The organism is Sphingomonas sanguinis, from assembly GCF_019297835.1.
In the GTDB taxonomy this organism is placed as follows: domain Bacteria; phylum Pseudomonadota; class Alphaproteobacteria; order Sphingomonadales; family Sphingomonadaceae; genus Sphingomonas; species Sphingomonas sanguinis_D.
Map to the genome: position 1 here is coordinate 2,317,134 of NZ_CP079203.1, position 24,959 is coordinate 2,342,092.

The window sequence follows — 24,959 nt, forward strand, 5'->3', positions numbered from 1 at the left end:
GATAGTATCGGCCGACATATCACCACCATGACAACGGGGTGAATTGAGCATGACATTCGGTTCGGGATTGGCAGCACAGGCGGCGCGCCTCATCGCGGCGACGCCGTGTCCCGCCTATCGCAATGCGGCTGAGAACATGGAGCTGATCGCCGCCAGTCGGGCCAGGGAGGCCGACCGCGTGCATCGTCTGGTACTCGGTCGGCCGCGCGAAATGCCTGCGGTCGATACCACCGGCCTGAACAAGCAGGAGCGCAAGGCCGCGCGCAGCAGCGCGGTTCGCGCCCACGACCAGATCCTGAAGGCTGATCGCGAGTATACCGGCAAGGAAGCGACGCCCGAAACGCTCCGCGACGTCGCGACCCGAAAGATAGGCGGCCTGGCGCGGCTCTATGGAACCGGCGATATCGATGCGGATCAGCTGGCGGCGGCCGAGCAGATCGTGGCCGTTCATCAGCGTGTCGTCGGCGATGTAACCATTGCGATCGCCAGCCTGGAGGCACGGGTCGACCGTTCCCCGCAAGGCGATGGCAGCTTCTATGAAGCCCTTGGTGCGGTGCAGGCCGAGGTGGCCTATACCCGCTGGCGCGAGGCCCTGGCACATCCTTCCGTCGTGCTGGACATGATCGTCGGCGGCTTGGGCTTCACCGTCGCGGCGCGGCGCAATCGCATGTCGCATCGGCGGGCGAAGCGCCTGTTGATCGTGGCGCTGGACCTTTGGCCCCGCTTCCAGGCGTCGGCGCGCAGCGAGATCGATCCGGCCACGCTGGCCGCTGCCCACGCAGGAATTTTGTAACCCCCCCAAACTTTACCCTGCACAAACGGTCACATTTCGGGCCATTTCGACCCCGCGCGAAATGCGACCCGACCGCATGGCCCGCCTCTCATCCCCCCCGGAGAGGCGGGCCTTTTCGCGTCTTGGAGATGCCGAGATGGCCCTACCCAACCGAAGCACCACCGCCGGTTGCGCGGGCCGCGCCGCTGCCGCCCGCCCCCTGGGCGAGCAGCGGCGCACCATTGCTGACGACCTGGAAAGCGCGCGCGACCGCCTGGAGGCGCTGATCCGCCGCGCCCGTCATGGCGCACGTTCCCAGGAAGACTTCCACAACCAGGAGACCGAGGCGCACCGCATCGCGGCCGACCTGGTCAAACCGTTTCGCGGGCCGGAGGCCCGTCCCGTCCACCCGCCGCTCTGGGTCAGCCCGGACGGCCGTTCCGCAGGCTGGTGATGATCATGCATAATCAGATCGATCTGGGCGCGCTGGACCGCGTAGCAGCCGCCGGGGACCCGAAGGACAATGTCGTCGTGTCGCGGCGCTGGCTTGCCCAGGTTGCTCGCGAGATGCAGACGTTGCGGCTTGAAAAGCAGGCGCCTGCGCTCGACTATTCGCCGCACTTCAAGGTAAATCCCGATAGCTCCGTCACTGTCCTTTCGATCGAGACGGACAGCCTCTATGCGGGGCGGCGCGATCGCGGTTCCGCCATCGGGGCGCTCGGCGCGTGACGGACGGCCAGCACCCCGCCGCCATCGATGTCGGTGGCTCGCCCTATCTGCGCGATGCAAAGGGCTCGCTTGTCCCACTCGCCTCGGTGAAGGCGCAGGACCTGCTCATGGATGAGACGGTGCGGGCGCTGCTGGCCAAGGCGCGGGAGCTGTCCGAGCTTATCGCCGCGTTCAAGGCGCAGGCATTCGAACAGGTCCGGGCCTTCCAGGAGCTGCTCGCCCAGCAGTACGGTGCGACCGTGGGCGGCACCAAGGGCAACATCACCCTGTTGTCCTTCGACGGGTGCATGAAGGTGCAGGTGCAGGTGTCCGACCTGCTGGAGTTCGGCCCCGAGCTTCAGGCCGCGAAGGCGCTGGTCGACGAATGCCTGACCGAGTGGTCGGAAGGCAGCGCCCATGAGATGCGGGCGCTGGTCAACCGTGTCTTCCAGGTCGACCAGCAGGGCAAGATCAACCACAACGCGATGTTCATGCTCCTGCGCGTCGAGTCGACCAACGAGCGCTGGCAGCGCGCCATGGAGGCCGTGAAGGACTCGATGCGGGTCATCTCGACGCGGACTTACATGCGCTTCTACGACCGGCCCCAGGCCGACGCCGCATGGCGTGCCGTGTCGCTCGACATGGCGTCGGCCTGATCCTTCATGCCGATGCAGCCCCCTCGGTTCGGTCGTCAGGCCGCGCCGCGAAAGGCTTGGGAGCCGTCGCCCTACCGTAAGGACAAGCGCAAGCGCGGCCGTGCTGGCCAGCGCGATCGCGCCCAGGTGCTTGCCGAGGAGCCGTTCTGTCGTGCCTGCCTGAAGGCGGGCAAGGAGGTTGCCTCCGACGAGGTCGACCATATCCGCCCGCTCAGCGAAGGCGGCACGGATGAGCGCGACAACAAGCAAGCGCTCTGCGAACCCTGCCACTCGGCCAAGTCGGCGGCCGAGCGCGCAGCCGCCCGTCGGTCGCGACCCGACGCCGACTAGGCGGCCGGGAGGGGGAGGGTCGATCCCTTTGGCGTCCCGAAACCGGACACCGACCCGTAGCCAGATTTTCGCGCGGGCGATTTCAAACCTAAAATGATCCCCTCCGGAGGTGCCCATGACGAGTGGTGGACCCCGGTCTGGATCTGGGCGAAAGAGAAAGCCCGTCGCGATAGCGCTGGCCGCCGCGCAACAGGCCCAAATCCCTGTGCCAGGCGCGACGCCGACCATGATCGCGCCGATCCATCTCTCCAATTTGGCGCAGCTGCTGTTCGCCGACATTGCCGCGCAGCTGGAGGCGCAGGGGCGAGCAGACCCGCAGTGGGCGCAGATTGTGGCGCTGCTGGCGCAACGCCTGGAGCAGATCCAGCGGTTCCAGGCGGTCCTGGAAAGCACTGGTGACACCTGCACCAGCACGACGATCCGAAAGGTCGACGGCCAGCAGGTCATGACAGAGATGATTCGAGCGCGGCCTGAGGTCGCAATGCTTTCAGATGCCATGCGCCAGGCGCAGTCGCTCCTCGGCGAACTGATGCTCAGTCCGTCCGCCGCAATGAAGCTGGGCGGCGGCAAAAAGGACGCGCCGGGCGACTTCGACGACTTCTAGGGCGGTGGCTGTCGCTCCTGGATTGCCGGAGCGGGATTATCCCGCAATTGCCCGGCAATATGCCGCTGATGTAGTTTCCGGGAAAGTCCCGGCAGGCAAGATGATCCGGCTCCAATGCCAGCGGTTCATCAGCGACCTGATCCGAAGCGCGTCGGAAGATTTTCCTTACGAGTTCGATGAAGCGAAGGCGGCGCGGCCGTGCCGATTCATCGAGCGATTGCCGCACACGAAGGGCGTTTGGGCGCGCCAAAAAAAGCGTCTCGTCCTCGAACCCTGGCAAATCTGGAATTTCTGCGTCGTCTTCGGGTGGCTGCATAAGTCCGGGACTCAGAAGGGTACCCGACGGTTCCGGCGCTGGTTGTTGGTCGTGCCGCGTAAAAACGGTAAGTCGGCAATCGCATCGGGCGTGGCGCTCTACATGCTCTGCGCCGACGGCGAATACGGCGCCGAGGTGTATTCCGGCGCAACGGTCGAGAAGCAGGCATGGGAGGTGTTCAGGCCTGCCCGCCTGATGGTCCAGAAGCTCAAGGCGCTGAAGGCCAAGTTCGGCATCTCCATCCTAGCGAAGCAGTTGCTGCGCGAGGAAGACGGTTCCCGGATGGAAACCATCATCGGCGATCCCGGTGACGGGCAATCACCGAGCTGCTCGATCCACGACGAGTATCACGAACATCTCGACGACGGCCAAGTCGATACGATGATCACCGGCATGGGCGCGCGCGATCAGCCGCTTCAGCTGCTGATTACGACCGCCGGGGAGAACCTGGCGGGTCCATGTTACGCCATGATCCTGGAGCAGCGGGAGCGGCTCCAGGGCATCGGCCACAATGGAGGTCCCCCGCTCGAGGACGATACGTTCTTCGCCGAGTACAGCATCGACGAGGACGACGACTGGAAATCGGAGGCCGCGCTTCGCAAGGCCAACCCGAACATCGGCGTCTCGGTCGGCCTGGAGTATCTGCTGGCTCGCCAGCGGGACGCCATATCGACACCGCGTAAGCGAGCGATCTTCAAGACCAAGCACCTGAATCTATGGGTCGCGGCGAAAGCAGCCTATTTCGATATCGAAGCCTGGCGCCGATGTGCCAGTCCACGCATCCCGGTCAAATTTGCCGAAGCATCCAAGCTGGAGCAGCTGGCCGGGCGGCGCTGCATCATCAGCCTCGATCTGGCGTCGAAGGTCGATATTGCCGCAATCGAGTATCTATTCCCGCCGATCGGCGATCGCCCGACGAGGAAAGACCCGTTCATCCGCCTCGGCAGGTACTTCCTGCCCAGCAAAGCGGTTGAGGATACCAGCGCCTATCAAGGCTGGGACGCCCAAGAGCTGCTAGATGTCAGCGTCGGCAATATTACCGATTTCGAGGAGATCGAGATCGCGATCAGCGAGGCGCGGCGGCTCTTCGAGGTGGTGACCGTGGCCTACGACCCGGCCCAGGCGACCATGCTGATCAACCGCCTGGTCAAGGAAGGCGTCCCCGTCCTCGAGGTGGTGCCGAACACCCTGAATTTCTCCGATCCCATGAAGCAGCTCGATGCCTTCATGAAAGCGGAGCTGATCCGCCATGCGGGATGTCCCGTGATGGAGTGGCAGGTCGCCAACGTCGTCGCGCAGATGGACGCGAAGGACAACGTCTACCCGCGCAAACCGCGCATTGAAGCCAAGATCGACAATCCAGTGGCGCTAATCGCGGCGCTGGCGGTGGCGCTTGGCCGGGAGGAAGAACCTGTGCCGACTTCTCCCTGGGATGATCCCGATTTCACGTTGGCGAACGCCGCATGAGGCTCTGGCCATTCGGCGGCAAGGCCGAGCAGCGCTCAATGGAGCGCCCCGACACCATCTCGTCCGATGCCAGCTGGGACGAATGGTCGTCCTTCCTCGGCTATGGCAACGAAAGGGCGCAGCTCCCCCATGTGACCATTGCCACGGCGCTGGAGGTCCCGGCGGTACTGGACGCGGTGACTTTCCTCTCGCGAACGCTGGCATCGCTCCCGCTCCATGCTTTCCGCGAAGGAGAGGACAAGACCGAGAAGGTCGACGGCGATCTGCAAATGCTTCTGAACGAAGCGCCGAACGCCGAGTGGTCGAGTTTCGCGTTTCGCCAGTATTTCTGGCAGCAGGTCTTCACCGGCGGCCGTGGCCTTGCCTGGATCGAACGTCGCGGCGTAACGCCAGTCGCGATCTGGCCACTCGATCCGACCAGGACCTCCGTCCGCCGGAAAGACGGCCGGAAGTTCTATCGCTGCGGTAACGTCGAATATTCGGCGACCGACGTCATTGATGTCCCGTTCGCCCTGAAGGCGAACCAGTTGGATGCCTATGGGCCGATCCACATGGGACGCAAGGCGATCGGTCTGGCGATCGCCATGAACGATTTTGCGGCAGGTTTCTTTGTCGGCGGGGGCATTCCACCGCTGGCTCTGGAAGGGCCGTTGCCGCAAGGCCTGGAGGCTTTCAAACGCGCCCTGGCTGATATCCGCCGGGCGATCGATCTGGCAAAGCGGGCTGGCCAGTCGTTTTTCGGCCTACCCCCAGGCCACAAGCTGACGCCCGTCGGCGCTGATCCCGCCAAGGGTCAGATGACGGAGGCGCGGCTTTTCCAAATCCAGGAGATTGCGCGGCTGTTCGGATTGCCGCCCGTTTTTCTTCAGGACCTGTCGAAGGGCACCTTCTCCAATACCGAGCAGCAGGATCTGCAACTCGTAAAGCACCTAGTCGGCCAATGGGCAAAGGCCCTGGAAGACGAGCTGAACCTGAAGCTGTTCGGTCAGCGGCGTCGCTCCCGCAAGGTCAAGCACAACATGGACGGCCTTCAGCGCGGCGATTTCAAGAGCCGGACCGAGGGCTTGGCCCGTGCGATCCAGACCGGCCAGATTACGCCGAACGAAGCCCGAGCGCTCGAAAACCGCCCGCCCCTTCCCAACGGCGACCAGCTTTACATTCAGGGCGCGACCGTCCCGCTGGGCCATCAGCCCGCGTCGATGGGTCATAACGGCGGTCCGCCCCTCAACGACGACGAGGAAGCCGATGGCGACAAAGAAGCAGCCTGACGGGCGCGAGATTCGCGTCCTCGACCGCAAGCTCGAGGTCCGGGACATCACGACCGACAAGGGCGGACATACGGTGCGCGGCTACGCGGCGGTGTTCGATACGGAAACCGACATCTGCGGCTATTGGCTGGAAACCATCGCCCCCGGCGCCTTCAAGGCTACGCTTCGATCGGCCGACGTGTTGGCGCTGTATGCCCATCGGACCGATCGGGTGCTGGGCCGCACCAGCTCCGGCACGCTGCGCCTGGCCGAGGATGAAAAGGGGTTGGCGGTGGAAATCGATCTGCCCGACACCACCGATGGGCGGGATCTGGCCGTGCTGATCGAGCGCGGGGACGTGAAAGGCATGTCGTTCGGCTTCTGCACTCGCAAGCAGACTTGGGATGAGACGGTAACGCCGCCCAAGCGCACGATCGAGGAAGTCGAGCTGTATGAGGTAACGATTACGGCTTTCCCCCAATATCCCGAGACGGAGATCGGCCTGCGGTCGCTCGAGCATTTCCGGGATGAGCGGCGGCAGCATGACCGCCAGGGCGGGAGCGCGCGCATTGCCGCCCGCCGAGCGCGCCAGGCGCATATCGAGCGCGGCATCGGCTGATTACCGGGCGCAAGCCCGAGGCGCGCGTCGGCGCTTTTCCCCGACGCTCCCATTCTTGCCAGGAGCATATATGCCCACCTTGACCGAGCTTCAGGAGAAGCGCGGCCGCCTGGTCACGCAGGCCCGCGAGGCGCTCAACGCCATCACTTCCAATACCGACGACGCCCGCGCGACCGAGCTGGAACAGCGTCACGACCTGATCATGAAGGATTTCGACAAGGTCGAGATCGACATCAAGCGCGAAGAGCGCATGGCGCAGATCGAAAATCAGGAGGAAGAACGCCGCGAGCGGCAGCGCCCGCGCGGCGATGACCGCGAAGTCCGGGGCCAGGACGGCAATGAGGGCGGAGAGCGCGGCCCGCGCGGTCAGGACGGGGGCCAGCCTGAATATCGTGGTGCGTTCGACGCATATCTCCGCAGCGGCTGCGACATCACCGCCTGCACCACCGAGCAGCGTGAGCTGCTGCGCCGGGGTTATTCGGAAGCTCGGACCCAGGTCGCTGGAACGGCGCAGGCGGGCGGCTACACCGTCCCCGTCGAGCTGGCGCGCGAGATCGTCAAGACGATGAAGGACTGGGGTCCGATGTATGATGGCGATCTCGTCCGCGAGATCGTTACCGGGTCGGGCAACGAGTTCGACATCCCGACGAACGACGATACCGACAATGACTCGACCGGATCGAAGGCCGAGGCCGACGATCTGAAGGACGACAATTCGGGCGACCTGACCTTCGGCCAGAAGCGCCTGGATGCCTTTGTCGATGCAACGCCGTGGATCAAGATCAGCTTCGAGCTGATGCAGGACTCGGTGTTCGATATCGAGGGCTTTGTCGCCGAGGCGATCGGCGAACGCTCGGGTCGCAAAGCAAACCGGCGTCTGACCGTCGGCACCGGCAACAACGAGCCAAACGGCATCGTGACGGCGTCGACGCAAGGGTTGCTCGCCGCCAGCGCGTTGGGCATCGCCCCGGACGAGTTGCTGACGCTTCAGCATTCGGTCCGCGCTCCGTACCGCCGCAGCCCGAAGTGTCGCTGGATGTTCGCCGACACGACCCTGCTCGCCATCCGCAAGTTGAAGGATGGCCAGGGCAACTTCCTCTGGCAGATGGGCGACATCCGCGCGGGCGCGCCCAACACGCTGCTCGAGAAGCCCTATTCGATCAATGACGATGTGCCGACGATCGGCGCCGGCGCCCGAGCGGTCATCTTCGGTGACCTCGGTCGCTATTGGGTCCGCAAGGTCGGATCGCCCCTGATCGGCACCGTTCGAGAGCGGTTCTGGCCGAAGATCGGCCTGGCCGGATTGCTTCGCTACGACGGCGAGCTGTCCGACGGCCAGGCGGTCAAGCACCTCAAGATGGCTGCCTGACGCAACGGGAGGCGGGTCCGCTGGACCCGCCTCCTTTGCCAGCCGCAGGCGAAGCTGCCGCTCGCAAAGGAGATCCGATATGGCGAAAGCCCCCACTAATCCCCGCAAGACGCGTGCGGCAAACAGTCCGGCGATCGCCGATGGCGACGCGTCGTGGCTGGACACCCCGGCGGGCGACGATGCCAGCTCGGACACCGGCCCGGCCGATACGGGCGCCCCGGCGGCCGACGGCGCCAGCTCGGATACCGGCCCGGCCGACACGGGCGCCCCGTCGACCGACGGCGCCAACTCGGATACCGGCCCGGCCGACACGGGTGCCCCGGCGGCCGACGGCGCCAGCCCGGACACCGGCCCGACCGACACGGGTGCCCCGGCGGCCGACGGCACGAGCCCGGACACCAGCCCGGCCGACACGGGCGCCCCGGCAGCCGACGGCACCAGCTCGGACACCGGCCCGGCCGACACGGGCGCCCCGGCAGCCGACGGCGCCAGCCCGGACACCGGCCCGACCGACACGGGTGCCCCGGCGGCCGACGGCGCCAGCCCGGACACCGGCCCGACCGACACGGGCGCCCCGGCAGCCGACGGCGCCAGCTCGGATACCGGCACGGCCGACGCGGATGCCCCGGCGGGCGACCATGGTGCTGAGCCTAATGAGGTGACCGCGGTACGTATCCTGGTCGGGCTAGAGGGTCCCACCATTTCATGGGTGCCCGGCCGGGTGCTTACGGTCGGCGAGCATATCGACGCCAAGGAAGCGGGACGGCTTATCGCTGCTGGGTTTGGAGAGCCAGCCTGATGCTCAGCGCGGCCGAGGTCCTCTCCCCGCCCCTCGTCGAGCCGATTATGCTGGCGACAGTTAAGACCTATCTCCGCATCGATGGCAGCGCGTTGGATGACGAGCTGAACCTCATGATCGCGGCAGCGCGTGAGGACCTGGAGCTGCTGACTGGCCTGCGCTTGGTCAACCAGACGGTGCGCGTGATCGCAGATGAGCCGATCGACCTTGACCACCTGACGGTAGGTAAGGTTCGGGAGCTGGTGGCGATCGGGACCGTCCAGCCAGGCGGCGCGATCGAACCAGCTTCGATCGCGGCTTTCGACCTGACGGGTGCGGACCTCGCGCGTGGCATTGCCCCATTGGGCAACTGGCCGACGTCGTTCTTCAAGCGGCCGATCGCGGTCGACCTGGCCGTCGGCTACGGCCCCGATGGCAGCGCAGTGCCCGCATCGCTGAGGCTCGCGCTTCTTGCCCTCATTCGCGGTCGATACGATGATCAGCCCGCCGACGTTGAGCGCCTGATCTTCAACTATCGGCTCAACTCATGATCGTTCTCGATAGGCGCGAGCTGGATAAGCGCCTCCGCATCGAGCGTCCGGTAGCAGACGAGAGCTTTCGTGGGGCTGGCGGTGGCGAGTGGGTTCTGGTCGACGAGGTGTGGGCTAGTGTCCGCGACGTCATGCCGAGCCGCAGTGCGAAGCCGGAGGCGATTCCCACCAACGTTCGACGATCCCGCGTCCGGATGCGTTTCCGCACCGACGTAGCGCCTAACATGAGGATCGTCTTTGGCGATCGCGTCATGCAGATCGTCTCACCCATCGCCGAGCTGGGACGCCGCTCGGGCATCGAGATGATGGTCGAGGATTACGGCGCGGCGGGCAACGCCGCCTGATGGTGCGACGTCGGAGCAGTCCCGCCACCTGGCGGGCCATCCGCGAGCTGCCCGAGACCTATCTGAAGCGCGTTCTGCCAGGCGCGGCGCGTGCAGGTGCCGAGGTCATCGCCGATGGGGCTAAGGATCTGCTCGGCGGCCGCGAGGCGGAGACGACCGGCGGCGTGAAGGTGCCGATCGCCGACTCTATCAAGGTCAAGGTGCGCCGTAACGACAGCCAGATCCGCGCGCGGATCATGCTGGACGGGCCGGGCGCCTATGTCGGCCGCTGGCTGGAATATGGGACCGCGCCCCACCTCATCAGCGTGGCGGCAGAGGATCGGAAGGGCCGAACCGTTCGCCGGATTAATGACCTGGCGCGGCAAGGTTCGCTGATGATCGGCGGCAATTTCGTGGGGCCGATGGTGGAACATCCGGGTGCGCAGCCCCGCCCGTTCCTGCGCCCCGCCCGTGATACGCGGGAGGGCGATGCCATCGCGGCAGCCCAGCAATACATCAACGCGCGCCGCTCTGGCGCCAGCACCGAAGGGGATGACGCATGACGGGTGCGGACATCATCGGCGAGCTGCTGCACGGCTATGCGCCCCTTACGGCCAAGGTGCCGACCGCCCGCATCAAGGGTGGACGCCTGCCCGAGGACACCCCGCTCCCCGCGCTCCTGGTCAGGACGATCAGCAGCGTCGAGCGCGAATATCTTCGGCGCGGAAACGCCAGCGCCATGCTCGATCGCGTGTCCGTGACAGTGCGGGCGCAGTCCTACGATGAGCAGATCAAGATCATGGACCTGGTCGTCGATGCCTGCGCCCCCCGTGTCAGCGTGCGGCCCGCCGGTCGAGGCCCCGACCTTACCGGCCCTGGCGACAGCTTCGAGCAGGCACAGGATTTCCGGGTGAGCTTCAACCGACCCAACAACCGAAAGGAATAGTCATGAGTGACGAACAGCAGGCGCCCAAGGTGAGCGCGGTGGCCGTGAAGGCCTTCACGGACGCAGGAACCGAGCGGGCATTCGTCCCGAACAAGCCGTTTGAGCTGACGCAGGGCGAATTCGACAATTACCACGCTGCGGGTCTGGTCGAGATCGCTCCGGCCGATGCCACCGACGGTGACGCCAGCACCGCGAAAACCGCCCGCCAGGCGCGCTGACCCGCTCGCTCGCCGACCGGCGGGCGATAACCGGCCGCCCATTCGGCCACGTATCCAGAGGAAAATTACATGGGACAGCAGACCGGCGCTGGCGCCACGCTCGCCATTTCGGCGGCGTCGCCCGCGACCAAGGACGCGCAGGGCTATGGCGCCCTGACGTACATCGAAATCGGCCTGATCGAGAAGATCGGCGCGTTCGGTGCGACATTCACCAAGGTCGAGTTTCAGCCCCTGAAGGGGACGAAGCAGAAGTATAAGGGATCGAAGGACAACGGCGCCCTGCAGCCGAACATGGCGCTCGATAGCGCTGATGCGGGCCAGGCGCTGCTTCAGACCTCGGCCGATGACGAAAGTCAGAAGCTCTACACCATGCGCGTCACCTACCAGGACGGCTCGAAGCGCTATTTCGGCGGCCGGACCTTCGGCATGCCCGAGAATGTCGACGGCGCGAACAACGTCGTTACCGCCGCGCCCACGATCGAGATCTGCACCGACATCGTGAAGGTCGCTGCGGCCTAATCGGCCACCCCGCCGCTCCGGCGGCACCCACCACTTCCCCACCGGCACCCGCGATGCCGGTTCCCCACGCACCGGCTCGCCCCGCTATCGCGGGTTTGCGGGGCGGGTCGGTGCGCCATCTTCCCGCGAAAGAACCCCCATGAGCAATCTCAACATCCTCAGCCTTGCCGTTGCTGCCACCGCCGCCCTGCACGTCAAGAACGCGGCGGGCGAACCCATGTATTCGGACGCCGAGCGCACGAAGCCGGTGCGCATCCACATGCATGGTCCGGGCAGCGCACAGGCCAGCATCGTGGAAGCCCGCCAGACCGCGCGCGCGCTGAAGCGCATGCAGGACAACGACGGCAAGATCACTGCCGCCTCGCCAGAGGAGCGCAAGGCCGAGACGGCCGAGGACCTCGCCGAGCTGACCTCGCACTTCGAGAATTTCGACCTGGGCGCCGACGGCCCCACCGGCGCCGAGCTGCACCGCACGGTCTATTCGACTCAGGCGCTGGGCTTCATCACCAAGCAGGCCGCGCGCTTCTTCGCTGACTGGGGAAACTTCAGCGCCAGCTCGATCGCTGCCTGACCCTCTGGGTCCGGCAGTTGGCGTGGTATCATGCCACGCCGAAGCCGGACCCGCGCAGTCAGCGGGGCCGCGAGGCATCCGACACGAAACGGCCGAGCCGGATCGAGGAATGCAAGCGGCGTCGGATCGAGCCGAAGATGCCGCCCAATCCGGCGCCACATTTTACCGACTGGCTGATCGAGATCGGCCTGACGGAAGCGGCTGGCATGGGCGCCGATGCGGTGAGCTGGCGGCAAATCCGGGCATGGAAGTCAGTGACCGGCGTCCCGATCCAGCCTTGGGAAGCGCGGCTCCTGCGCCGCCTGTCCATCACATACCTCGCTGAAGGCCGGTCGGCCGAAAGCGAATCCTGCCCACCGCCTTGGTGGCCCGGCGTCGTGACCGCGCGCGAGCGCGAGATCGAGGACGCCGAGCTGCGCGGCGTGCTGGGCTGACCGTCAGACCGGGAGGACCGCCATGCTCGATGACGATACTCCCGGTCTTGGCGTCGATTTCGTCATCGATGCGGGCGACAGCTTCGGCGAGATGGCCCGCCTGGCGGCGGCCATGGAGTCGACCGAGGTCAAGGTCGCAGCCGATGCAAAGCGCATGCGGGACGCGACCAGAGGCATGATCGACCTCGGCGGCGCAACCGCATCCGTCCAGACCTTCGCCAATGCCGCCACCCGCGAGCTGGCCGCCGCTGCGCGTGAAAGCCGGGCGGCTGAAAAGGCGGGCGAGGCGATGGTGCGGCAGCTCGAGCGTCAGAACGCCGCCTATGGCAAGACCCGTGAGGAATTGCGGAGCATGCGCGCCGAGGAGCGCGCCCTGGCGGCCGAGCGCACCCAGAACACCGATCTGGCGACCCGCATCCGCGAGGCCGAGCAGGCCCTGTACGACAAGGAATTTGCGGCCGCCCGCAAGGCCCGTTTCGAGGCCGAGGAGCTGGCCGAGGCCAAGATGGCGGCGGCCGAGAAAGCGGCCGTCGCTGCGGCCCAGGAAGCCCAGGCGTTGCGAGAGGCCGCCCACGCGCATGCGCTATTCGAGGCAGCTGCCCGCAAGGGCATGGAGGCCTATCGCGAAGAGCAGGCTGCCCAGCGCGCCCTGGATCGCGAGCGCGAGGCGCAGGAGATCCGCAGCGCCGCCCTAGCCTATTCCATGTTCGAAGCGGCGGCCCGGCGCGGCGCGCAGGCACTGCGAGAGCATGAGGCGGCGGAACGCGCAGCCGCCCAGGCGCGCGCATCGGAAATCGCGTCGGCCGAGAGCTATGCCGCCCGTCTCGAGGCGGAAGCCGCCGCGATCGGCAAGACCGCCGACGAGCTGCGCGCCCTCGATGTCGCGCGACGTGCCGCTGCGGCCGAGAGCGAAGGGCATACCGACCAGGCCGAACGCATCCGTGCGGCCGGTGCTGCCTATGCCGAGGCCCGCCGGGGCGCGGAGGCCCTGGAGGCCGAACAGCGCCGACTGGCCGATGCAGAGCGCGATACCGCGAAGGCAGCGCGCGAGGCGGCAGCAGCCCAGGCCGCGCAAGATGCGTCGATCGACTCGCTACGCGCGTCCGTCGATCCGCTCTATGCGACCCAGCAGCGTTTGCGCCGGGAATTGGAGAATGCCGCCCGGCTCTACCGCTCGGGCGCGATCCAACAGGATGAATATTCCCGCAGCGCAATGGAGCTGGCCGGGCGGCTCGACGAGGTCCAGCGTGCCCAGGCGCGCGCGGCGGACGGCGCCGACGATATCGGCAAGCGGGGGAAGCTCGGCGCCAATGACCTGACCAATATCTACTTCCAGATTCAGGACATCATCGTGAGCCTGCAGGGCGGCCAGAAGCCCCTGACCGTATTGCTGCAGCAGGGTTCGCAGCTCTCCGGCATCATGATGCAGACCGGCGCCAGCCTTAAGGAGATGGCAGGCGCCATCATTGGCCTGGCGATCGTTTCCCGTCCCAGCGCTGCGGCGATCGCCGCCCTGACGGAAGCGCAGACCGCGTTGGCGGCGGCCGAAACGGCGGCTGGCAGTGCTGGTGCCCGCGCTGCCATCACGTCGGCCGAGCTGGCCGTCGCTGAAGAAAATGCCGCGCGGGCCGGGATTCTGGACGTGTCCGCACAGCAGGCTCTTGCTGCTGCGCGCCTCGAGGCCGCGTCGGCGGCCGAGGTGGCAGCGGCTGCCAACCGCCAGCTCGCGGCTGCGCAGGCGAGCGTTACCACTTCGGCGGACGCATCGGCCGCTTCCGCCACGCGCATGCTCGCTCCATGGGCCAGCGCCTCCCTTTCGGTCCTCGCACCGCTTGCCGTCGTCGGCGTCGGGATCAAGCGCTGGCAGGACCAGCTCGGCAATGACGCGGCGCTGAAGAAATTCGCCGATGGCCTGGGCCTGACCCACCGGGAGATGAAGAAGCTGGGCGATGTCAGCGTCACCGTCGGGGACGTGCTGGCGGGCGTCTGGAAGTCGATCAGCGACGCCTTCGGCATGAAGATCAGCGGCAAGACGATCATGGACTGGCTGTTCGGTCCGAACGACATGAAGGAAATCCAAACCTTCGTATCGCAGATCTACGGCGTCTTTGTCGGCGGCTATAACGCGATCGTCGAATTGTGGTCGGTCATCGTGCCGACGATCAGCCGGTTCATCGGCATGGTCGTCGGCATCGCGATGCAGATATTCCAGCCGATCGTCGACGCGGCGAAGTGGGCAGCCGACGGCGTGGTCAGCGTTTTCCGCGCGGTCTATGACTGGGCGAGCGGTTGGTTCAAGACGCTCAGCACCGCCGTATCGCCCTTGCTCCGCATGTTCGGATCGGCCGAGACCGCCAACGCGCTGGATAATGTTGGCAGCGAGCTGGGCAAGAAAGTCACCAACGGCTTCAGCGCCGCAGTCGCTCCCCTCGGCACGATCGGCGGAAAGATCGGTGAGGCCTTCGGTCGCCAGTACAGCAAAGCCGCTGGCGAATTCGTCAGCGGCACCAACGCGGTCGTCGACAAGATCGGCGAGAATGCAGTCGATGCAGCCCAAAAGCGGCTGAAGGACAAGGCGGACAAGATCAAGGCGGACCGCACGCCAAAGGTCGACCGACACGCCGAGCAGCTGGCGCGCGAGTCCGAGGCGACCGAGGCGCAGATCCGCAACCTCTATGCCCTGGCGGACGCCTATCGCGTGTCTGGGGCGCAGGCCCTGATCGCCGAAGCGCGGGTGAAGGCCGAGAGCGCCGCGATCAAGAAGCGCGCCGATATCGAGGCGATGGTCGACCAGCAGGTGCGCCTGGCGATCGCGCAGCGTGTGGCCGACGCCGAGAAAAGCACGGCCGGGATGCGCGACCAGGCGGCGGCACAGAATCAGGTCAACGCCCTTGTCTCGGCCGGACTGGTACCAGCCGAGCGCGCAGCGGCCCTTGTGCAGCAACAGATCAGCGACCTGCCGTTGCTGGCCGCGATCGAGGCGGCGCGGGCGCGTGGACAGGTAGAGGAGGCGAAGCGGGCGACCGCCGCACTGGAAGCCCAGCGCAAGGCGCGCGCGGATCTGGACGCGGCCGGTCGGGCGGCGGCCTTCAACACGGCAACCGCGACCGGAAACACCCGCCTTGCGGAATTGCGCGAAGAAGCGCGCTTGATCGGCGCGTCGAGCATGGAACGCGCCAAGGGATTGGCGCTGGTGCGGGCGACGGCCGAGGCCGAGAAGTTCAATCCCACGGATCGCGCCGCCTACATCAAGCAGCAGGTGCAGATCGCAGAGGAGACCGAAAAGACGGCCGCTGCGACCCGCAACTGGAACGCCGGGCTGACGGAGACCGCCGATCGCTGGGACCTGATAGCCCGCAATGTCCAGAACGCTGCGACGGGCATGGCGGATGCCTTCGGCAAAGTCGGCCGCGCGATCGGCGACATGGCCAACATCTATGTCGGCTTCCATGCGACCGAAACCCGCCTTCAGGCGGAGCGCGACGCCAAGCTGCGCGAAGCCGGTGACGACCAGCGCGCCCAGGCGCGGGCCAACACGGCCTATGAGCTGTCGACCGCCACCCTGCGCGTCGGCGCCTTCGGCGACATGGCGAATGCCGCAAAGGGCTATTTCGATGAGCAGAGCAAGGGCTATGCCGCCCTGACGATCGCGGAGAAGGCTTTCCGCGCGGTCGAATTCGCGCTGTCGGTGCGGTCGATCGCCCAGGACGCGATCGAGACGGGCCAGAAGATTGCCAAGAGCGTCGCCCGGACCGCCGCGAAGGCGACCGAGGCGGTCGTGTCGGCGATCGCCGGGCTGCCTTTCCCGCTGAACCTGGCAGCGGGTGCCGCGACGGTCGCGGCACTCGCGTCCCTCGGCGTGTCGCTGGTCAATTCCTTCACCGGGGGCAAATCGCAGCAGGCGCCGACCAACACGGGCACCGGCACCGTGCTGGGCGACACGTCCGCCAAGTCCGATTCCATCAAGCGATCGATCGACGCGCTGAAGGACGTCAACACGCTGACCAGCACCTACGCCCGCGAAATGATGGGATCGCTTCGCTCGATCGACAATCAGATCGGCGGACTCGCCTCCGTCCTGGTCCGCGCAGGCAATATCAACGCGTCGGCCGGGGTGACCGAGGGTTTCCAGAAGGACTTCACCGGCAAGCTGCTGTCGTCGATCACCGGCGGAGGCCTGCTGTCGAAGCTGCCGATCGTCGGCGGGGTGTTCGACGCTATCAGCAGCGCCATCGGATCGCTGTTCGGCTCCACGACGAGCGTCGTCGGGAATGGCCTGTCCGGCAAGGCGCAGAGCGTTGGCTCGATCCTGTCCGGTGGTTTCGACGCCGAATACTATTCCGAGATCGAAAAGAAGAAGCGTTTCCTCGGCATAACGACGGGGAAATCTTACTCCACGCAATATGCAGCGGCCGACCCGGCGCTGGCGAACCAGTTCACGCTGCTGCTGCGCAGCTTCAACGACGCGATCGTCGCGGCCGCAGGCCCTCTCGGTGCGTCGACCGGCGCGATCCAGGATCGGTTGAACGCCTTCGTCCTCGATATCGGCAAGATCGATCTGAAGGGACTGACCGGCAAGCAGATCGAGGAGAAGCTGACGGCTGTCTTCGGCGCTGCGGCCGATCGCATGGCGGACGCCGCCTTCCCAGGGCTTCAGCGCTTCGCAAAGGTCGGTGAGGGCGCGTTCGAGACGTTGGTCCGCGTCGCCTCGACGGTCGAGGCGGTGACCAATGCACTCGGGCAGCTGGGCGACGCGACGGCGGCGATGGGCATCGACGCCAAGATGGCGCTTGCCGGTCAGTTCGACAGCATCGGTGCGCTGACCAGCGCGGCGGATACCTATTTCCGCGCCTATTACAGCCAGGCCGAACAGGCCGCTGCGAAGACCGAGCAGCTCGGCCGTGTGTTCGGCTCGATGGGCCTGACCATGCCGTCGACGCTGGCGGGGTTCCGCGCGCTGGTCGAGGCGCAGGATCTGACGACCGCAGCGGGCCAGGCGACCTATGCGGCCTTGCTGAAGCTCGCCCCCGCCTTTGCCGATCTACAGGCTGCGATGTCGGGGGCGAAGAGCGCGGCCGACATCGCAAGCGAGCGCGCCGACCTGGAACGTCGTCTCCTCGAGCTGCGTGGCGACACCGCCGCGCTGCGCGCCCTCGATCTGGCGAAGCTCGATGCCAGCAACCGCCCACTTCAGGAGCAGATCTATGCGATTCAGGACGCGCAGGAAGCAGCGCGGGCGGCAGACGAGCTGCGCCAGGCCTGGACCAGCGTCGGCGACAGCATCATGGATGAGGTCAAGCGCATCCGTGGTCTGAGCGACGCGGGTGGGCAGGACAGTTTCGTGTCGCTGCAGGGCCAGTTCAATGCCGCCATTCAGGCGGCGCGCGGCGGCGATATGGAGGCGGCAAAGGGCCTGCCTGCGCTCAGCCAAGCTCTGCTCGGCAAGGCTGCCGACGTCGCGACCAGCCGCCAGGAGCTGGCCCGCATCCAAGCCGCGACCGCCGCAGCGCTGGAGGCCACCTATGGCATAATCGGATCGCTGAGCGGGTCGAAGAAGACGACCACCGCCACGGCTACGGTCGAGAATGCCGCTGCGTCGACCAGCACCAGCTCGGCTCAGAATAACGACCCTGTGGTCAGCGAGATCAAATCGCTGAAGGACGAGATCGCGCAGCTCCGGAGCGAGAATAATTCGGGCAATGCCGCGATCGCCGGTAACACCGCCCGAACCGCCAAGAAGCTGGACGATATCACCAGTGAGAACGGCGGAACCGCTGTCAGCGTCGCGGCCGCCGCCTGATGGACGTCCTGTTGAACGGCAACCGCTTCGCCCTTGGCGAGGCGGAAACAGGCGCGACCGTAGGAATCATCGACTATAGCCGTCGTGTCACGGACGATTTCGGCGTCACCACCGTCACGCAGCGGGGTTTTGCCCGGCGCCTGGGGGTACGACTGGCGGTACCGCTCGAGCGGATCGATGCGGTCCAGCGGCACCTCGCCGACCTGCGCGCCACCTCGGCGCAATGGATCGCCGACGATCGCTTCACCTGGCTCAGCCCGACCGGCTTTTACAAAGACTTCGAGATTGATCTGGCGATCGCGCCGGTCGGCTATTGCCGCCTGACCGTCGAGGGGCTGACCGAAACCGAAGTCGTACCGGATCTGCTGGGCGATCCCGCGCCCGAGGGCATGGTTTCGACCCTCCAGCTGCTTCAGCCAGTCTCCGTCACCGATTCGGTGCTGAGCGCGAGCAGCGTGCCGGAGGCAGACGCGCCGGCCTGGTCCACGCAGACCGGCTATCTGGTCGGCGCGCGCGTGCTTCGCCAGCATGTGATCTACGAGGCGCTTGTCGCCCACAGCGGCGTCGACCCGCTGAAGGCGGACGGCAAATGGCTGGCGATCGGGCCGAGCAATCGGTGGGCGATGTTCGACCAGGCGCTCGGCACCCTGACCAGCGCTGCGGCGCAGATCAGCGTCACGCTGGTTGCGGACGGCGTCGACGCAGTCGCCCTGCTCGACGTGACGGCTACCACGGTTCGCGTCGAAACGGCTGGTTATGATCGCACTCAGCAGGTCACGGGCGGCCCCGTGACGTTTCTTGATCTGGGCGGCAAAGGTCAGGTGACCGTCACAGTGGCCGGGCAAGGGACCGTATCGGTCGGCACCCTGCTGGTCGGCCGATTGGTCAAGCTGGGCACCACAGAAGCCGCGCCCACCGCAGGCATCAACGATTTCAGCCGCAAGACCATCGACGATTTCGGCGAAGTGTCGATCACCAGGCGGGCTTACGCGAAGCGCATGTCGGCCAAAGCGCTGATCCGGACGGATGCGCTGGATCTGGTCGCAAATGGCATCGCAGCGGTGCGCGCGGTACCGTCGCTCTGGATCGGCCAGGACGGCTACGACAGCCTGACCATTTACGGCTTCTTCCGCGATTTCGAGATCGAGGTTGGCGAGCAGGTCTCGAAACTGTCGCTGTCGGTGGAGGGCTTCAGCGCGGCGGACAAGCCTGCCGCCCTAGTCGATTGGGATGACCTCGGCGATCGAAACGGCAACAAGCCGGAGGACAAGGCGACCAACACACGCAACCCGTCATCCCTGATCGGGGATCGAACCGTTACCGATGTGCTCGGCTCCATTGACGTGAACGTCGATGCCATTTTGGCGCAAGCGTTGCGCCAGGATGACCTGCTGCAGGTGTTCGACCTGCGAACGATGGTCGAAGGCCAGCCCGTAGCGACGAAATTTTTAGCGTTCCGAACGGAGGCGAGAGACCCGGTGAACGGGTTCGCATCCGCGAGCGATTTCACGGGCGTCTTTGCCAAGGCCAAGGACGGCACCGGCTATACGATGAACCTCCAGGCGGTGAAGGCTGGCAACGCGACCTTCGCGGACGTTCTGTCGGGCTACAACACTTCGCTCGGCAACCTGGGCGCGGGGATGAGCGACCTCCAAACGATCACCGGCACGCTATCTCAAAATTTGAGCCAGGTGAGCGCGTTGGCGGGAAACACCAGCGCCAAAGTCACGCAGCTTATGCAAGCATTTGCCTCGGACAGCGATGGCATCGCTGGTTTCGTGATGGCCGCTTCGGTCGATGCCAACGGCCTACAGTATATCACCGGGATCAGTGGCATCGCTGGGACGCGCGGCAATGAACTGAATTTTCTCAGTGAGAACTTCAATTTCGTCAGCACGGCCGGAGGCAATCGGCTCCGGCTCCTGTCCTACAATGCGGCGCTGAAGCGGTGGGAGTTTTCCGCCGAAGTGTATGCGCGTCGTGTGGTCGCGGACAGCATCCAGGCTGGCGACATCAAGTCGGCGGCGGTGACCAAGACGCGCTACGCGATCATGAGCGCGGATGTCAGCGTGTCGCGCGGGGCTACCGCGAACGTCGTCCAAATCGCTTTCGTGAAAGACGACAATGACAGCGATTTGAAGGTCCAGTTCTTTGGCATGTTCTGGTCGCCCGACGACCTGCAATTTGCGGGCTCATTCGTCGTTGACAACAACACGGCCTATCCCGCCGGAAGTGTCAACATCATCCTCGACAGCAAGGACAGCCAAGGGCGGATGCCGATCACGCCGTTCAGCTATTTGAGCGGCATCCCGGCGGGTAACCACACGATCACATTCCAAGTGACCAATACCGAAACCGACCCTCTCGACCTGACCATTAAGGCCGGGTCGGCGATCGAGGTTATCGAATTGAAAAAGGCGGCGGTATGACCGTGGCGACCGAAATCCTCGACAAGCTGAATAGCTTGCTGGGCAGGAAGAACCTTGCCCAAGTTGAGATGGACAATTGGCGGGCGGGCGCGGCCAATGGCGGCCCGTCCGGCGACGGGCTTTACCCGATGACGGACAGCACGGGTTTTGTGCGCAAGCTGCCGTCACCCGCCAAGGTGGCCGAGATCGCGGCGGGCAGCGTTACCCCGCGCTTCACCGGAGCGGCCCCGGCGCTGATGCGGGATTGGCGCAGCGAAGAGATTAAGCCGCAGATGTTCCCTGACACGGACTGGGCATTTTCTATCCAGCGGGCTTTGGATTGCGCCTGGCAAGAGGGGGCGTCGGGCATCACCATCCCCAACACCGGCGGCCCTTATGTCATTCGATACCGTGGCGACCCGCCGGGCAACGCCCAGCATACCGAGGACAAGGTCCGGGGCGTTATCAAGCTCCGGCCCAACGTTCATATCCGGTCCAACAACGCGAAGCTGATCATTGCTCCGGGCGATGAGGTGGCCATGAAGCGCGGCGGGCCTCCGGGCATTTTCTACCACAATTTCTATGAGCACGCCCGGTGCGACAATGTTCGCATCACCGGCCTCATCATGGATGGCAACATCGAGAACCAGACCTGGATCAACAACCATGAGGATCAGAGCGGGTCGGAAGCGTGGCAGTTTACCCACGCGATCGCGATGATGCGTGGTGACAATTTCGAGGTCGACAAGTGCGTTTTCCGGGGATGGCGCGGCGACGGCATCGTGATCGGCAACGCCTTCACGCGCGGCCAGGATACGTTCCTGTGTCGCAACGCGCGCGTCCACCACAATGAGTTCAAGGACATCTACCGCGAAGGCGTACTTTTCTGCGACGTCGAGGGCGGCGAGTTCAATTACAACTGGGTCCACGGGGACGGCTATCTCGTCGCAGGCGTCGACATCGAGCGGCACCAGCTTGAGGAGACGGTGTGCGGCATCGAAGTGGCGGGCAATCTGTTCGACTTCCGCGACGGCAACTCGCCTGTTGAGCGCGACGGGCCGTACCAACCCAAGTATCGGCGCGCGGCCTCCATCGGCTTTTTCTACCAGTCGTTCGGGCGTGATCCCGTCACCGGCAAGCGCAACCCCGCCGATCGCGGCTCCAACGGCCACCGCGTCCACCACAACCGGGTCCGCCAGGGAGGAATGGACGTCTGGCGGCACAATGACGTCGAGATCAGCGACAACGTTTTCGAGTCGACCTATGAGGATTTGACCGGCGTTCGCCTCATCTCCGGCGAGGCGATCCGCGTGTTCGACTTCGAGGCGACCGAGGGCCTGTCGAACATCAAGATCATGAACAACACGATCCGGTCGGACATGGATGCGTCGCCGATCACCGTGTTCAACTATGACGAAGTCAACATCAGCAACAACACGATCGTCGGGTCGCGCCGCCCCGGCATCTATGCCCAGTATATCAGCGGCATCATCGCGAATAACCACATCATCGACGCAGGCACGCCGGGCAATCGCTGCGCCGCGATCCTGATGGCGGCCAACCGGCCGGGCGGTATCTCGGTCACGAACAATATCGGCCGCGACCTGCGTTCCGGCGAGGCGCGCGGCATGATCGCGGTGGTGGAGGTGACGGGCGGAATGACCCGCGCGCCCATGATCGCGTTCAACCAGGCGGTCAATTCGTACCATCCGGACGGCACCCCGTCATACGCCCCGATCAAGCTCGGGCCGGAAGTCGGCACCTTCGTCACCATGTTCGGCAACACCAACGCGAATGGCGAGCCGTTCGCGGTCTATGGCAGCGGCAAGTTCGGGAACGGTGCCGACGAAGTGCAGCTCCGCCTGGATGGCGGACCGGACAAGGGCAAGACGTTCGAGTTCCTGAGTGCAGGGACACAGCGCTGGTCGTTCGGCACCTCGACGCAGGTGCCTGAGACGGGCGGCGATACCGGCAGCAACTTCTCGTTCTTCGCACGCACCGACACGGCGGACTACAAGTTCAACGTCTTCAAGGTGAACCGCGCGACCAAGGAGAAGGATTTCAGCGACGGCTCCTTTCGGATCAGCGGCAATTGGCAAGAGCCGTTCATCATGGGGCCGTACACCCGCTACTGGAGCGCAGGGGGCGTTCTCTACTGGAATTATAATCAGCCGACGAGCGAGACGGATGGCACGCCGGTCAACTACCAGCCGCCGATCGGCAGCTGGCAGCAGCCGTTCAGCTGGGCTGGAAGCTATGTCTGGTTCGATCCGCAGGGCGGCGTCATTCGTACCAATTACGGCAAGCCCACCAGCACTTCGGACGGCCGGGCGGTCGGGCCGCAGCCAGGTGGGACCTGGGACTATCCATGGCCGATCGCCGGTATGTGGCTGTTTGGAAATCCCGACGACGGCAAGATGTACCTGAAGACCGGCGCAAAGCCGACCGGCCCCACCGATGGCAAGCCCGTCGTCTTCCAATCCTGATTATCGCGGAGACACCGATGACCGACACCTCTCCGCCAGCGCAGCGCTGGACGGCGCACCTCTCCGCGTTCTTCGCAGGCGTGGGGGCGATCATCAGCGTCGCCGGGCTGCTCTTCACGATCGGGAGCTGGCGATCGCGCGTCGACGAGCGGCTCGACCAGCTCGGCAAGCGGATGGAGCAGGTCGAGGCCAACGACCACACCTACACCCCGGTCCTGATCGGCCTGAACCGGGACGTCAGCTATCTGGCCGAGCGCGCCCGCCGCGAGGACGAGCGCCAATCGCGGGAGGGCAAGTGATGCCGGAAATCATTGGCGGCGCGATGATGGTGGTGGGCGGCGCGACCCTGTCGGCCGGATCGATCGCCTGCGCCCGCGCGATCCTTCATCGGCCGATCGAAGCCGCCCGCCAGTTGCTCGGCGACAGCAGCCCGGCCGTGCCCCGGACCATCGCGCCCGACATGGCCGCGCTGCTCGATCAGATCCCCTGACCTGTGGCGGGCATGGTGCCCGTCATCCCCGGAGAACCATCGTGAAGCCCATCCCCAACTGGCGCCAGGCCTGGCGCCTGTGGTCCGTGCGCGTGTCCGCGTTCGGTGCCGTCCTTTTCGCTTTCCTGCTCGCCGCGCCCGACCAGGTGCAGGCGATCTGGAATGCCCTGCCGCCCGACGTCCAGGCTGCGATCCCCAACAGCAAGACGCTGGCGCTGGCGATCAGCGTCGCCGTGACGATCGCCCGCGTCCTTCAGCAGAGGGAGCGATCCGATGGCAGCCGCTAAAAAGACCCTGGCGGGCGTGGTCGGATCGGTCGCGGCGGCCGCCTCGCTGTTCGTCCTGATCCCCAAGGAGGAAAGCGGCCGCACCGTGAAGGCGACGGTCCATCCCGACGAGTCGATTTCCATCCAGCATGTCGCGGGCAAACAGTATCTGACCGCCTATCTCGACATCATCGGCGTGCCCACCGCCTGCGATGGCATCACCAAGGGCGTGAAGATGGGCCAGCGCTTCACCGAGGCGCAGTGCACCGTCATGCTCGAGCGCGAGCTGATCGAGCATGCCGAGCCGCTGATCCGGTGCATTCCCGCCCTGAAGGGGCGGACCAATCAGATCGTCGCCGGGGTGTCGCTGACCTACAATCTCGGCCCCCAGGGCGTTTGCCGCTCCAGCATCGCAACGCTCTGGAACGCGGGACAGTGGCGCGCGGGCTGCGATCGCTTTCCCGCGTTCAACAAGTCGGGCGGCACCGTGCGGCGCGGCCTGGTCCTGCGCCGCGCTCGCGAGCGAGCGATATGCGTCCAGGGGCTGCCATCATGACCGGCGCGAAGTTTCGCGCGATCGCCGTCGTCGGGCTGCTGGCGGCGCTCCTCGTCATCTTCCTGGTCGTGCGCCACCAGGGCGAGCGGGCGGGTGCCGATCACGTCACCGTGAAGGCCCAGCAGGATCATGCGGCCGCGATCGCCGACGCCCGCGCCGACGAACGGCTGGCCGCCAATGCGTCGAGCACCATCGCGACCAGCCTAGCCCAGCAGACGGTCGCCTCGGCCGCTGTCACCCATCATATCGTGGAGAACCTGCGCAATGCGGTCCAATCCCTTCCGCCGGTTGCTCCCGGCGATCCTCTGCCTGCCGCTCCTGTCGACCGGGTGCGCGCGGACCTTAACGCCGCCATCGATCACGCGAACCGAGCGGCCGAGCCTGGCACCGCTGCCCGCTGAGCTGACGAAGACCGAGCGCCTGGCGCCGCTGACCGCCAAGCCCTCCGGCAAGCTGATCACGATCGATCAGGCCATTTTCCTCGAAATCGTCGAGCGCTTTGCCGAGGCGATCGGCGCGGTCGAG

The 24,959-nt window shown here is 65.7% G+C and carries 27 protein-coding genes; all 27 read left to right on the forward strand.

Features of this window, described 5'->3' with window-relative positions; all coding sequences use genetic code 11:
• Positions 1-49: 49 nt before the first annotated feature.
• Positions 50-793, forward strand: coding sequence for a hypothetical protein (locus KV697_RS10795; protein ID WP_219018186.1), 744 nt, complete (start codon positions 50-52; stop codon positions 791-793).
• Positions 794-929: 136 nt separating this feature from the next.
• Positions 930-1,226: a hypothetical protein gene (locus KV697_RS10800; protein WP_219018187.1), complete on the forward strand. Its 297-nt coding sequence runs from the start codon at positions 930-932 to the stop codon at positions 1,224-1,226.
• Positions 1,227-1,231: 5 nt separating this feature from the next.
• Positions 1,232-1,501 (forward strand): hypothetical protein, encoded by a 270-nt coding sequence (locus KV697_RS10805; RefSeq protein WP_219018188.1) that lies wholly within the window; start codon positions 1,232-1,234, stop codon positions 1,499-1,501.
• Positions 1,498-2,136 (forward strand): DUF3164 family protein, encoded by a 639-nt coding sequence (locus tag KV697_RS10810; protein ID WP_219018189.1) that lies wholly within the window; start codon positions 1,498-1,500, stop codon positions 2,134-2,136. The genes KV697_RS10805 and KV697_RS10810 overlap by 4 nt, the downstream gene beginning before the upstream one ends.
• Before the next feature lie 12 nt (positions 2,137-2,148).
• Positions 2,149-2,466 carry an HNH endonuclease gene (locus KV697_RS10815; protein WP_257575258.1) on the forward strand — a complete coding sequence of 106 codons (318 nt, stop codon included), beginning with the start codon at positions 2,149-2,151 and terminating at the stop codon, positions 2,464-2,466.
• A 226-nt stretch (positions 2,467-2,692) separates the two neighbouring features.
• Positions 2,693-3,070 carry a P27 family phage terminase small subunit gene (locus KV697_RS10820; protein WP_257575259.1) on the forward strand — a complete coding sequence of 126 codons (378 nt, stop codon included), beginning with the start codon at positions 2,693-2,695 and terminating at the stop codon, positions 3,068-3,070.
• Positions 3,071-3,170: 100 nt separating this feature from the next.
• A complete protein-coding gene (locus KV697_RS10825) occupies positions 3,171-4,853 on the forward strand; it encodes a terminase large subunit (protein WP_219018192.1) in 1,683 nt (560 codons plus the stop codon).
• 38 nt (positions 4,854-4,891) lie between these two features.
• Positions 4,892-6,121: a phage portal protein gene (locus tag KV697_RS10830; RefSeq protein ID WP_257575260.1), complete on the forward strand. Its 1,230-nt coding sequence runs from the start codon at positions 4,892-4,894 to the stop codon at positions 6,119-6,121.
• A complete protein-coding gene (locus tag KV697_RS10835) occupies positions 6,099-6,719 on the forward strand; it encodes an HK97 family phage prohead protease (RefSeq protein WP_219018194.1) in 621 nt (206 codons plus the stop codon). Before KV697_RS10830 ends, KV697_RS10835 begins: the two co-directional genes overlap by 23 nt.
• A gap of 70 nt (positions 6,720-6,789) precedes the next feature.
• Positions 6,790-8,088: a phage major capsid protein gene (locus KV697_RS10840; RefSeq protein WP_219018195.1), complete on the forward strand. Its 1,299-nt coding sequence runs from the start codon at positions 6,790-6,792 to the stop codon at positions 8,086-8,088.
• Positions 8,089-8,167: 79 nt separating this feature from the next.
• A complete protein-coding gene (locus tag KV697_RS10845) occupies positions 8,168-8,887 on the forward strand; it encodes a hypothetical protein (protein WP_219018196.1) in 720 nt (239 codons plus the stop codon).
• Entirely contained in the window at positions 8,887-9,417 is a 531-nt protein-coding gene (locus KV697_RS10850) for a head-tail connector protein (protein ID WP_219018197.1), read from the forward strand. Before KV697_RS10845 ends, KV697_RS10850 begins: the two co-directional genes overlap by 1 nt.
• Entirely contained in the window at positions 9,414-9,761 is a 348-nt protein-coding gene (locus tag KV697_RS10855; RefSeq protein WP_219018198.1) for a phage head completion protein, read from the forward strand. Before KV697_RS10850 ends, KV697_RS10855 begins: the two co-directional genes overlap by 4 nt.
• Positions 9,761-10,303 carry an HK97 gp10 family phage protein gene (locus KV697_RS10860; RefSeq protein ID WP_219018199.1) on the forward strand — a complete coding sequence of 181 codons (543 nt, stop codon included), beginning with the start codon at positions 9,761-9,763 and terminating at the stop codon, positions 10,301-10,303. Before KV697_RS10855 ends, KV697_RS10860 begins: the two co-directional genes overlap by 1 nt.
• Positions 10,300-10,686, forward strand: coding sequence for a hypothetical protein (locus KV697_RS10865; protein ID WP_219018200.1), 387 nt, complete (start codon positions 10,300-10,302; stop codon positions 10,684-10,686). Before KV697_RS10860 ends, KV697_RS10865 begins: the two co-directional genes overlap by 4 nt.
• Before the next feature lie 2 nt (positions 10,687-10,688).
• On the forward strand, positions 10,689-10,904 hold the full coding sequence (locus tag KV697_RS10870) for a hypothetical protein (protein ID WP_219018201.1): 216 nt from the start codon (positions 10,689-10,691) through the stop codon (positions 10,902-10,904).
• Between the two features lie 69 nt (positions 10,905-10,973).
• Complete coding sequence (locus tag KV697_RS10875; RefSeq protein ID WP_219018202.1) at positions 10,974-11,423, forward strand: hypothetical protein; 450 nt, start codon at positions 10,974-10,976, stop codon at positions 11,421-11,423.
• A gap of 139 nt (positions 11,424-11,562) precedes the next feature.
• Positions 11,563-11,994: a hypothetical protein gene (locus tag KV697_RS10880; RefSeq protein ID WP_219018203.1), complete on the forward strand. Its 432-nt coding sequence runs from the start codon at positions 11,563-11,565 to the stop codon at positions 11,992-11,994.
• Between the two features lie 137 nt (positions 11,995-12,131).
• Positions 12,132-12,428, forward strand: coding sequence for a hypothetical protein (locus KV697_RS10885; RefSeq protein WP_257575262.1), 297 nt, complete (start codon positions 12,132-12,134; stop codon positions 12,426-12,428).
• A 22-nt stretch (positions 12,429-12,450) separates the two neighbouring features.
• Complete coding sequence (locus KV697_RS10890) at positions 12,451-18,228, forward strand: phage tail length tape measure family protein (RefSeq protein WP_219018204.1); 5,778 nt, start codon at positions 12,451-12,453, stop codon at positions 18,226-18,228.
• Positions 18,228-20,657 carry a hypothetical protein gene (locus KV697_RS10895; RefSeq protein ID WP_219018205.1) on the forward strand — a complete coding sequence of 810 codons (2,430 nt, stop codon included), beginning with the start codon at positions 18,228-18,230 and terminating at the stop codon, positions 20,655-20,657. Before KV697_RS10890 ends, KV697_RS10895 begins: the two co-directional genes overlap by 1 nt.
• Positions 20,654-23,122: a right-handed parallel beta-helix repeat-containing protein gene (locus tag KV697_RS10900; protein WP_219018206.1), complete on the forward strand. Its 2,469-nt coding sequence runs from the start codon at positions 20,654-20,656 to the stop codon at positions 23,120-23,122. Before KV697_RS10895 ends, KV697_RS10900 begins: the two co-directional genes overlap by 4 nt.
• Positions 23,123-23,139: 17 nt before the next feature.
• The gene (locus KV697_RS10905; protein WP_219018207.1) at positions 23,140-23,421 is read left to right on the forward strand and encodes a hypothetical protein; all 282 of its coding nucleotides are present in this window, start codon (positions 23,140-23,142) and stop codon (positions 23,419-23,421) included.
• Positions 23,421-23,612, forward strand: coding sequence for a hypothetical protein (locus KV697_RS10910; RefSeq protein WP_219018208.1), 192 nt, complete (start codon positions 23,421-23,423; stop codon positions 23,610-23,612). The genes KV697_RS10905 and KV697_RS10910 overlap by 1 nt, the downstream gene beginning before the upstream one ends.
• 41 nt (positions 23,613-23,653) lie before the next feature.
• A complete protein-coding gene (locus KV697_RS10915) occupies positions 23,654-23,899 on the forward strand; it encodes a DUF7940 domain-containing protein (RefSeq protein ID WP_219018209.1) in 246 nt (81 codons plus the stop codon).
• Entirely contained in the window at positions 23,886-24,434 is a 549-nt protein-coding gene (locus KV697_RS10920; protein WP_219018210.1) for a lysozyme, read from the forward strand. The genes KV697_RS10915 and KV697_RS10920 overlap by 14 nt, the downstream gene beginning before the upstream one ends.
• Complete coding sequence (locus KV697_RS10925; protein WP_219018211.1) at positions 24,431-24,835, forward strand: hypothetical protein; 405 nt, start codon at positions 24,431-24,433, stop codon at positions 24,833-24,835. Before KV697_RS10920 ends, KV697_RS10925 begins: the two co-directional genes overlap by 4 nt.
• Positions 24,836-24,959 lie beyond the last annotated feature (124 nt).

Excerpts from the sequence above, each read along its gene's own strand:
- KV697_RS10795 (WP_219018186.1), top strand. The coding sequence starts at position 50 with ATGACATTCGGTTCGGGATTGGCAGCACAGGCGGCGCGCCTCATCGCG.
- KV697_RS10800 (WP_219018187.1), top strand. The coding sequence starts at position 930 with ATGGCCCTACCCAACCGAAGCACCACCGCCGGTTGCGCGGGCCGCGCC.
- KV697_RS10805 (WP_219018188.1), top strand. The coding sequence starts at position 1,232 with ATGCATAATCAGATCGATCTGGGCGCGCTGGACCGCGTAGCAGCCGCC.
- KV697_RS10815 (WP_257575258.1), top strand. The coding sequence starts at position 2,149 with ATGCAGCCCCCTCGGTTCGGTCGTCAGGCCGCGCCGCGAAAGGCTTGG.
- KV697_RS10820 (WP_257575259.1), top strand. The coding sequence starts at position 2,693 with ATGATCGCGCCGATCCATCTCTCCAATTTGGCGCAGCTGCTGTTCGCC.
- KV697_RS10825 (WP_219018192.1), top strand. The coding sequence starts at position 3,171 with ATGATCCGGCTCCAATGCCAGCGGTTCATCAGCGACCTGATCCGAAGC.
- KV697_RS10830 (WP_257575260.1), top strand. The coding sequence starts at position 4,892 with ATGGAGCGCCCCGACACCATCTCGTCCGATGCCAGCTGGGACGAATGG.
- KV697_RS10835 (WP_219018194.1), top strand. The coding sequence starts at position 6,099 with ATGGCGACAAAGAAGCAGCCTGACGGGCGCGAGATTCGCGTCCTCGAC.
- KV697_RS10840 (WP_219018195.1), top strand. The coding sequence starts at position 6,790 with ATGCCCACCTTGACCGAGCTTCAGGAGAAGCGCGGCCGCCTGGTCACG.
- KV697_RS10845 (WP_219018196.1), top strand. The coding sequence starts at position 8,168 with ATGGCGAAAGCCCCCACTAATCCCCGCAAGACGCGTGCGGCAAACAGT.
- KV697_RS10850 (WP_219018197.1), top strand. The coding sequence starts at position 8,887 with ATGCTCAGCGCGGCCGAGGTCCTCTCCCCGCCCCTCGTCGAGCCGATT.
- KV697_RS10855 (WP_219018198.1), top strand. The coding sequence starts at position 9,414 with ATGATCGTTCTCGATAGGCGCGAGCTGGATAAGCGCCTCCGCATCGAG.
- KV697_RS10860 (WP_219018199.1), top strand. The coding sequence starts at position 9,761 with ATGGTGCGACGTCGGAGCAGTCCCGCCACCTGGCGGGCCATCCGCGAG.
- KV697_RS10865 (WP_219018200.1), top strand. The coding sequence starts at position 10,300 with ATGACGGGTGCGGACATCATCGGCGAGCTGCTGCACGGCTATGCGCCC.
- KV697_RS10870 (WP_219018201.1), top strand. The coding sequence starts at position 10,689 with ATGAGTGACGAACAGCAGGCGCCCAAGGTGAGCGCGGTGGCCGTGAAG.
- KV697_RS10875 (WP_219018202.1), top strand. The coding sequence starts at position 10,974 with ATGGGACAGCAGACCGGCGCTGGCGCCACGCTCGCCATTTCGGCGGCG.
- KV697_RS10880 (WP_219018203.1), top strand. The coding sequence starts at position 11,563 with ATGAGCAATCTCAACATCCTCAGCCTTGCCGTTGCTGCCACCGCCGCC.
- KV697_RS10885 (WP_257575262.1), top strand. The coding sequence starts at position 12,132 with ATGCCGCCCAATCCGGCGCCACATTTTACCGACTGGCTGATCGAGATC.
- KV697_RS10890 (WP_219018204.1), top strand. The coding sequence starts at position 12,451 with ATGCTCGATGACGATACTCCCGGTCTTGGCGTCGATTTCGTCATCGAT.
- KV697_RS10895 (WP_219018205.1), top strand. The coding sequence starts at position 18,228 with ATGGACGTCCTGTTGAACGGCAACCGCTTCGCCCTTGGCGAGGCGGAA.
- KV697_RS10900 (WP_219018206.1), top strand. The coding sequence starts at position 20,654 with ATGACCGTGGCGACCGAAATCCTCGACAAGCTGAATAGCTTGCTGGGC.
- KV697_RS10905 (WP_219018207.1), top strand. The coding sequence starts at position 23,140 with ATGACCGACACCTCTCCGCCAGCGCAGCGCTGGACGGCGCACCTCTCC.
- KV697_RS10910 (WP_219018208.1), top strand. The coding sequence starts at position 23,421 with ATGCCGGAAATCATTGGCGGCGCGATGATGGTGGTGGGCGGCGCGACC.
- KV697_RS10920 (WP_219018210.1), top strand. The coding sequence starts at position 23,886 with ATGGCAGCCGCTAAAAAGACCCTGGCGGGCGTGGTCGGATCGGTCGCG.
- KV697_RS10925 (WP_219018211.1), top strand. The coding sequence starts at position 24,431 with ATGACCGGCGCGAAGTTTCGCGCGATCGCCGTCGTCGGGCTGCTGGCG.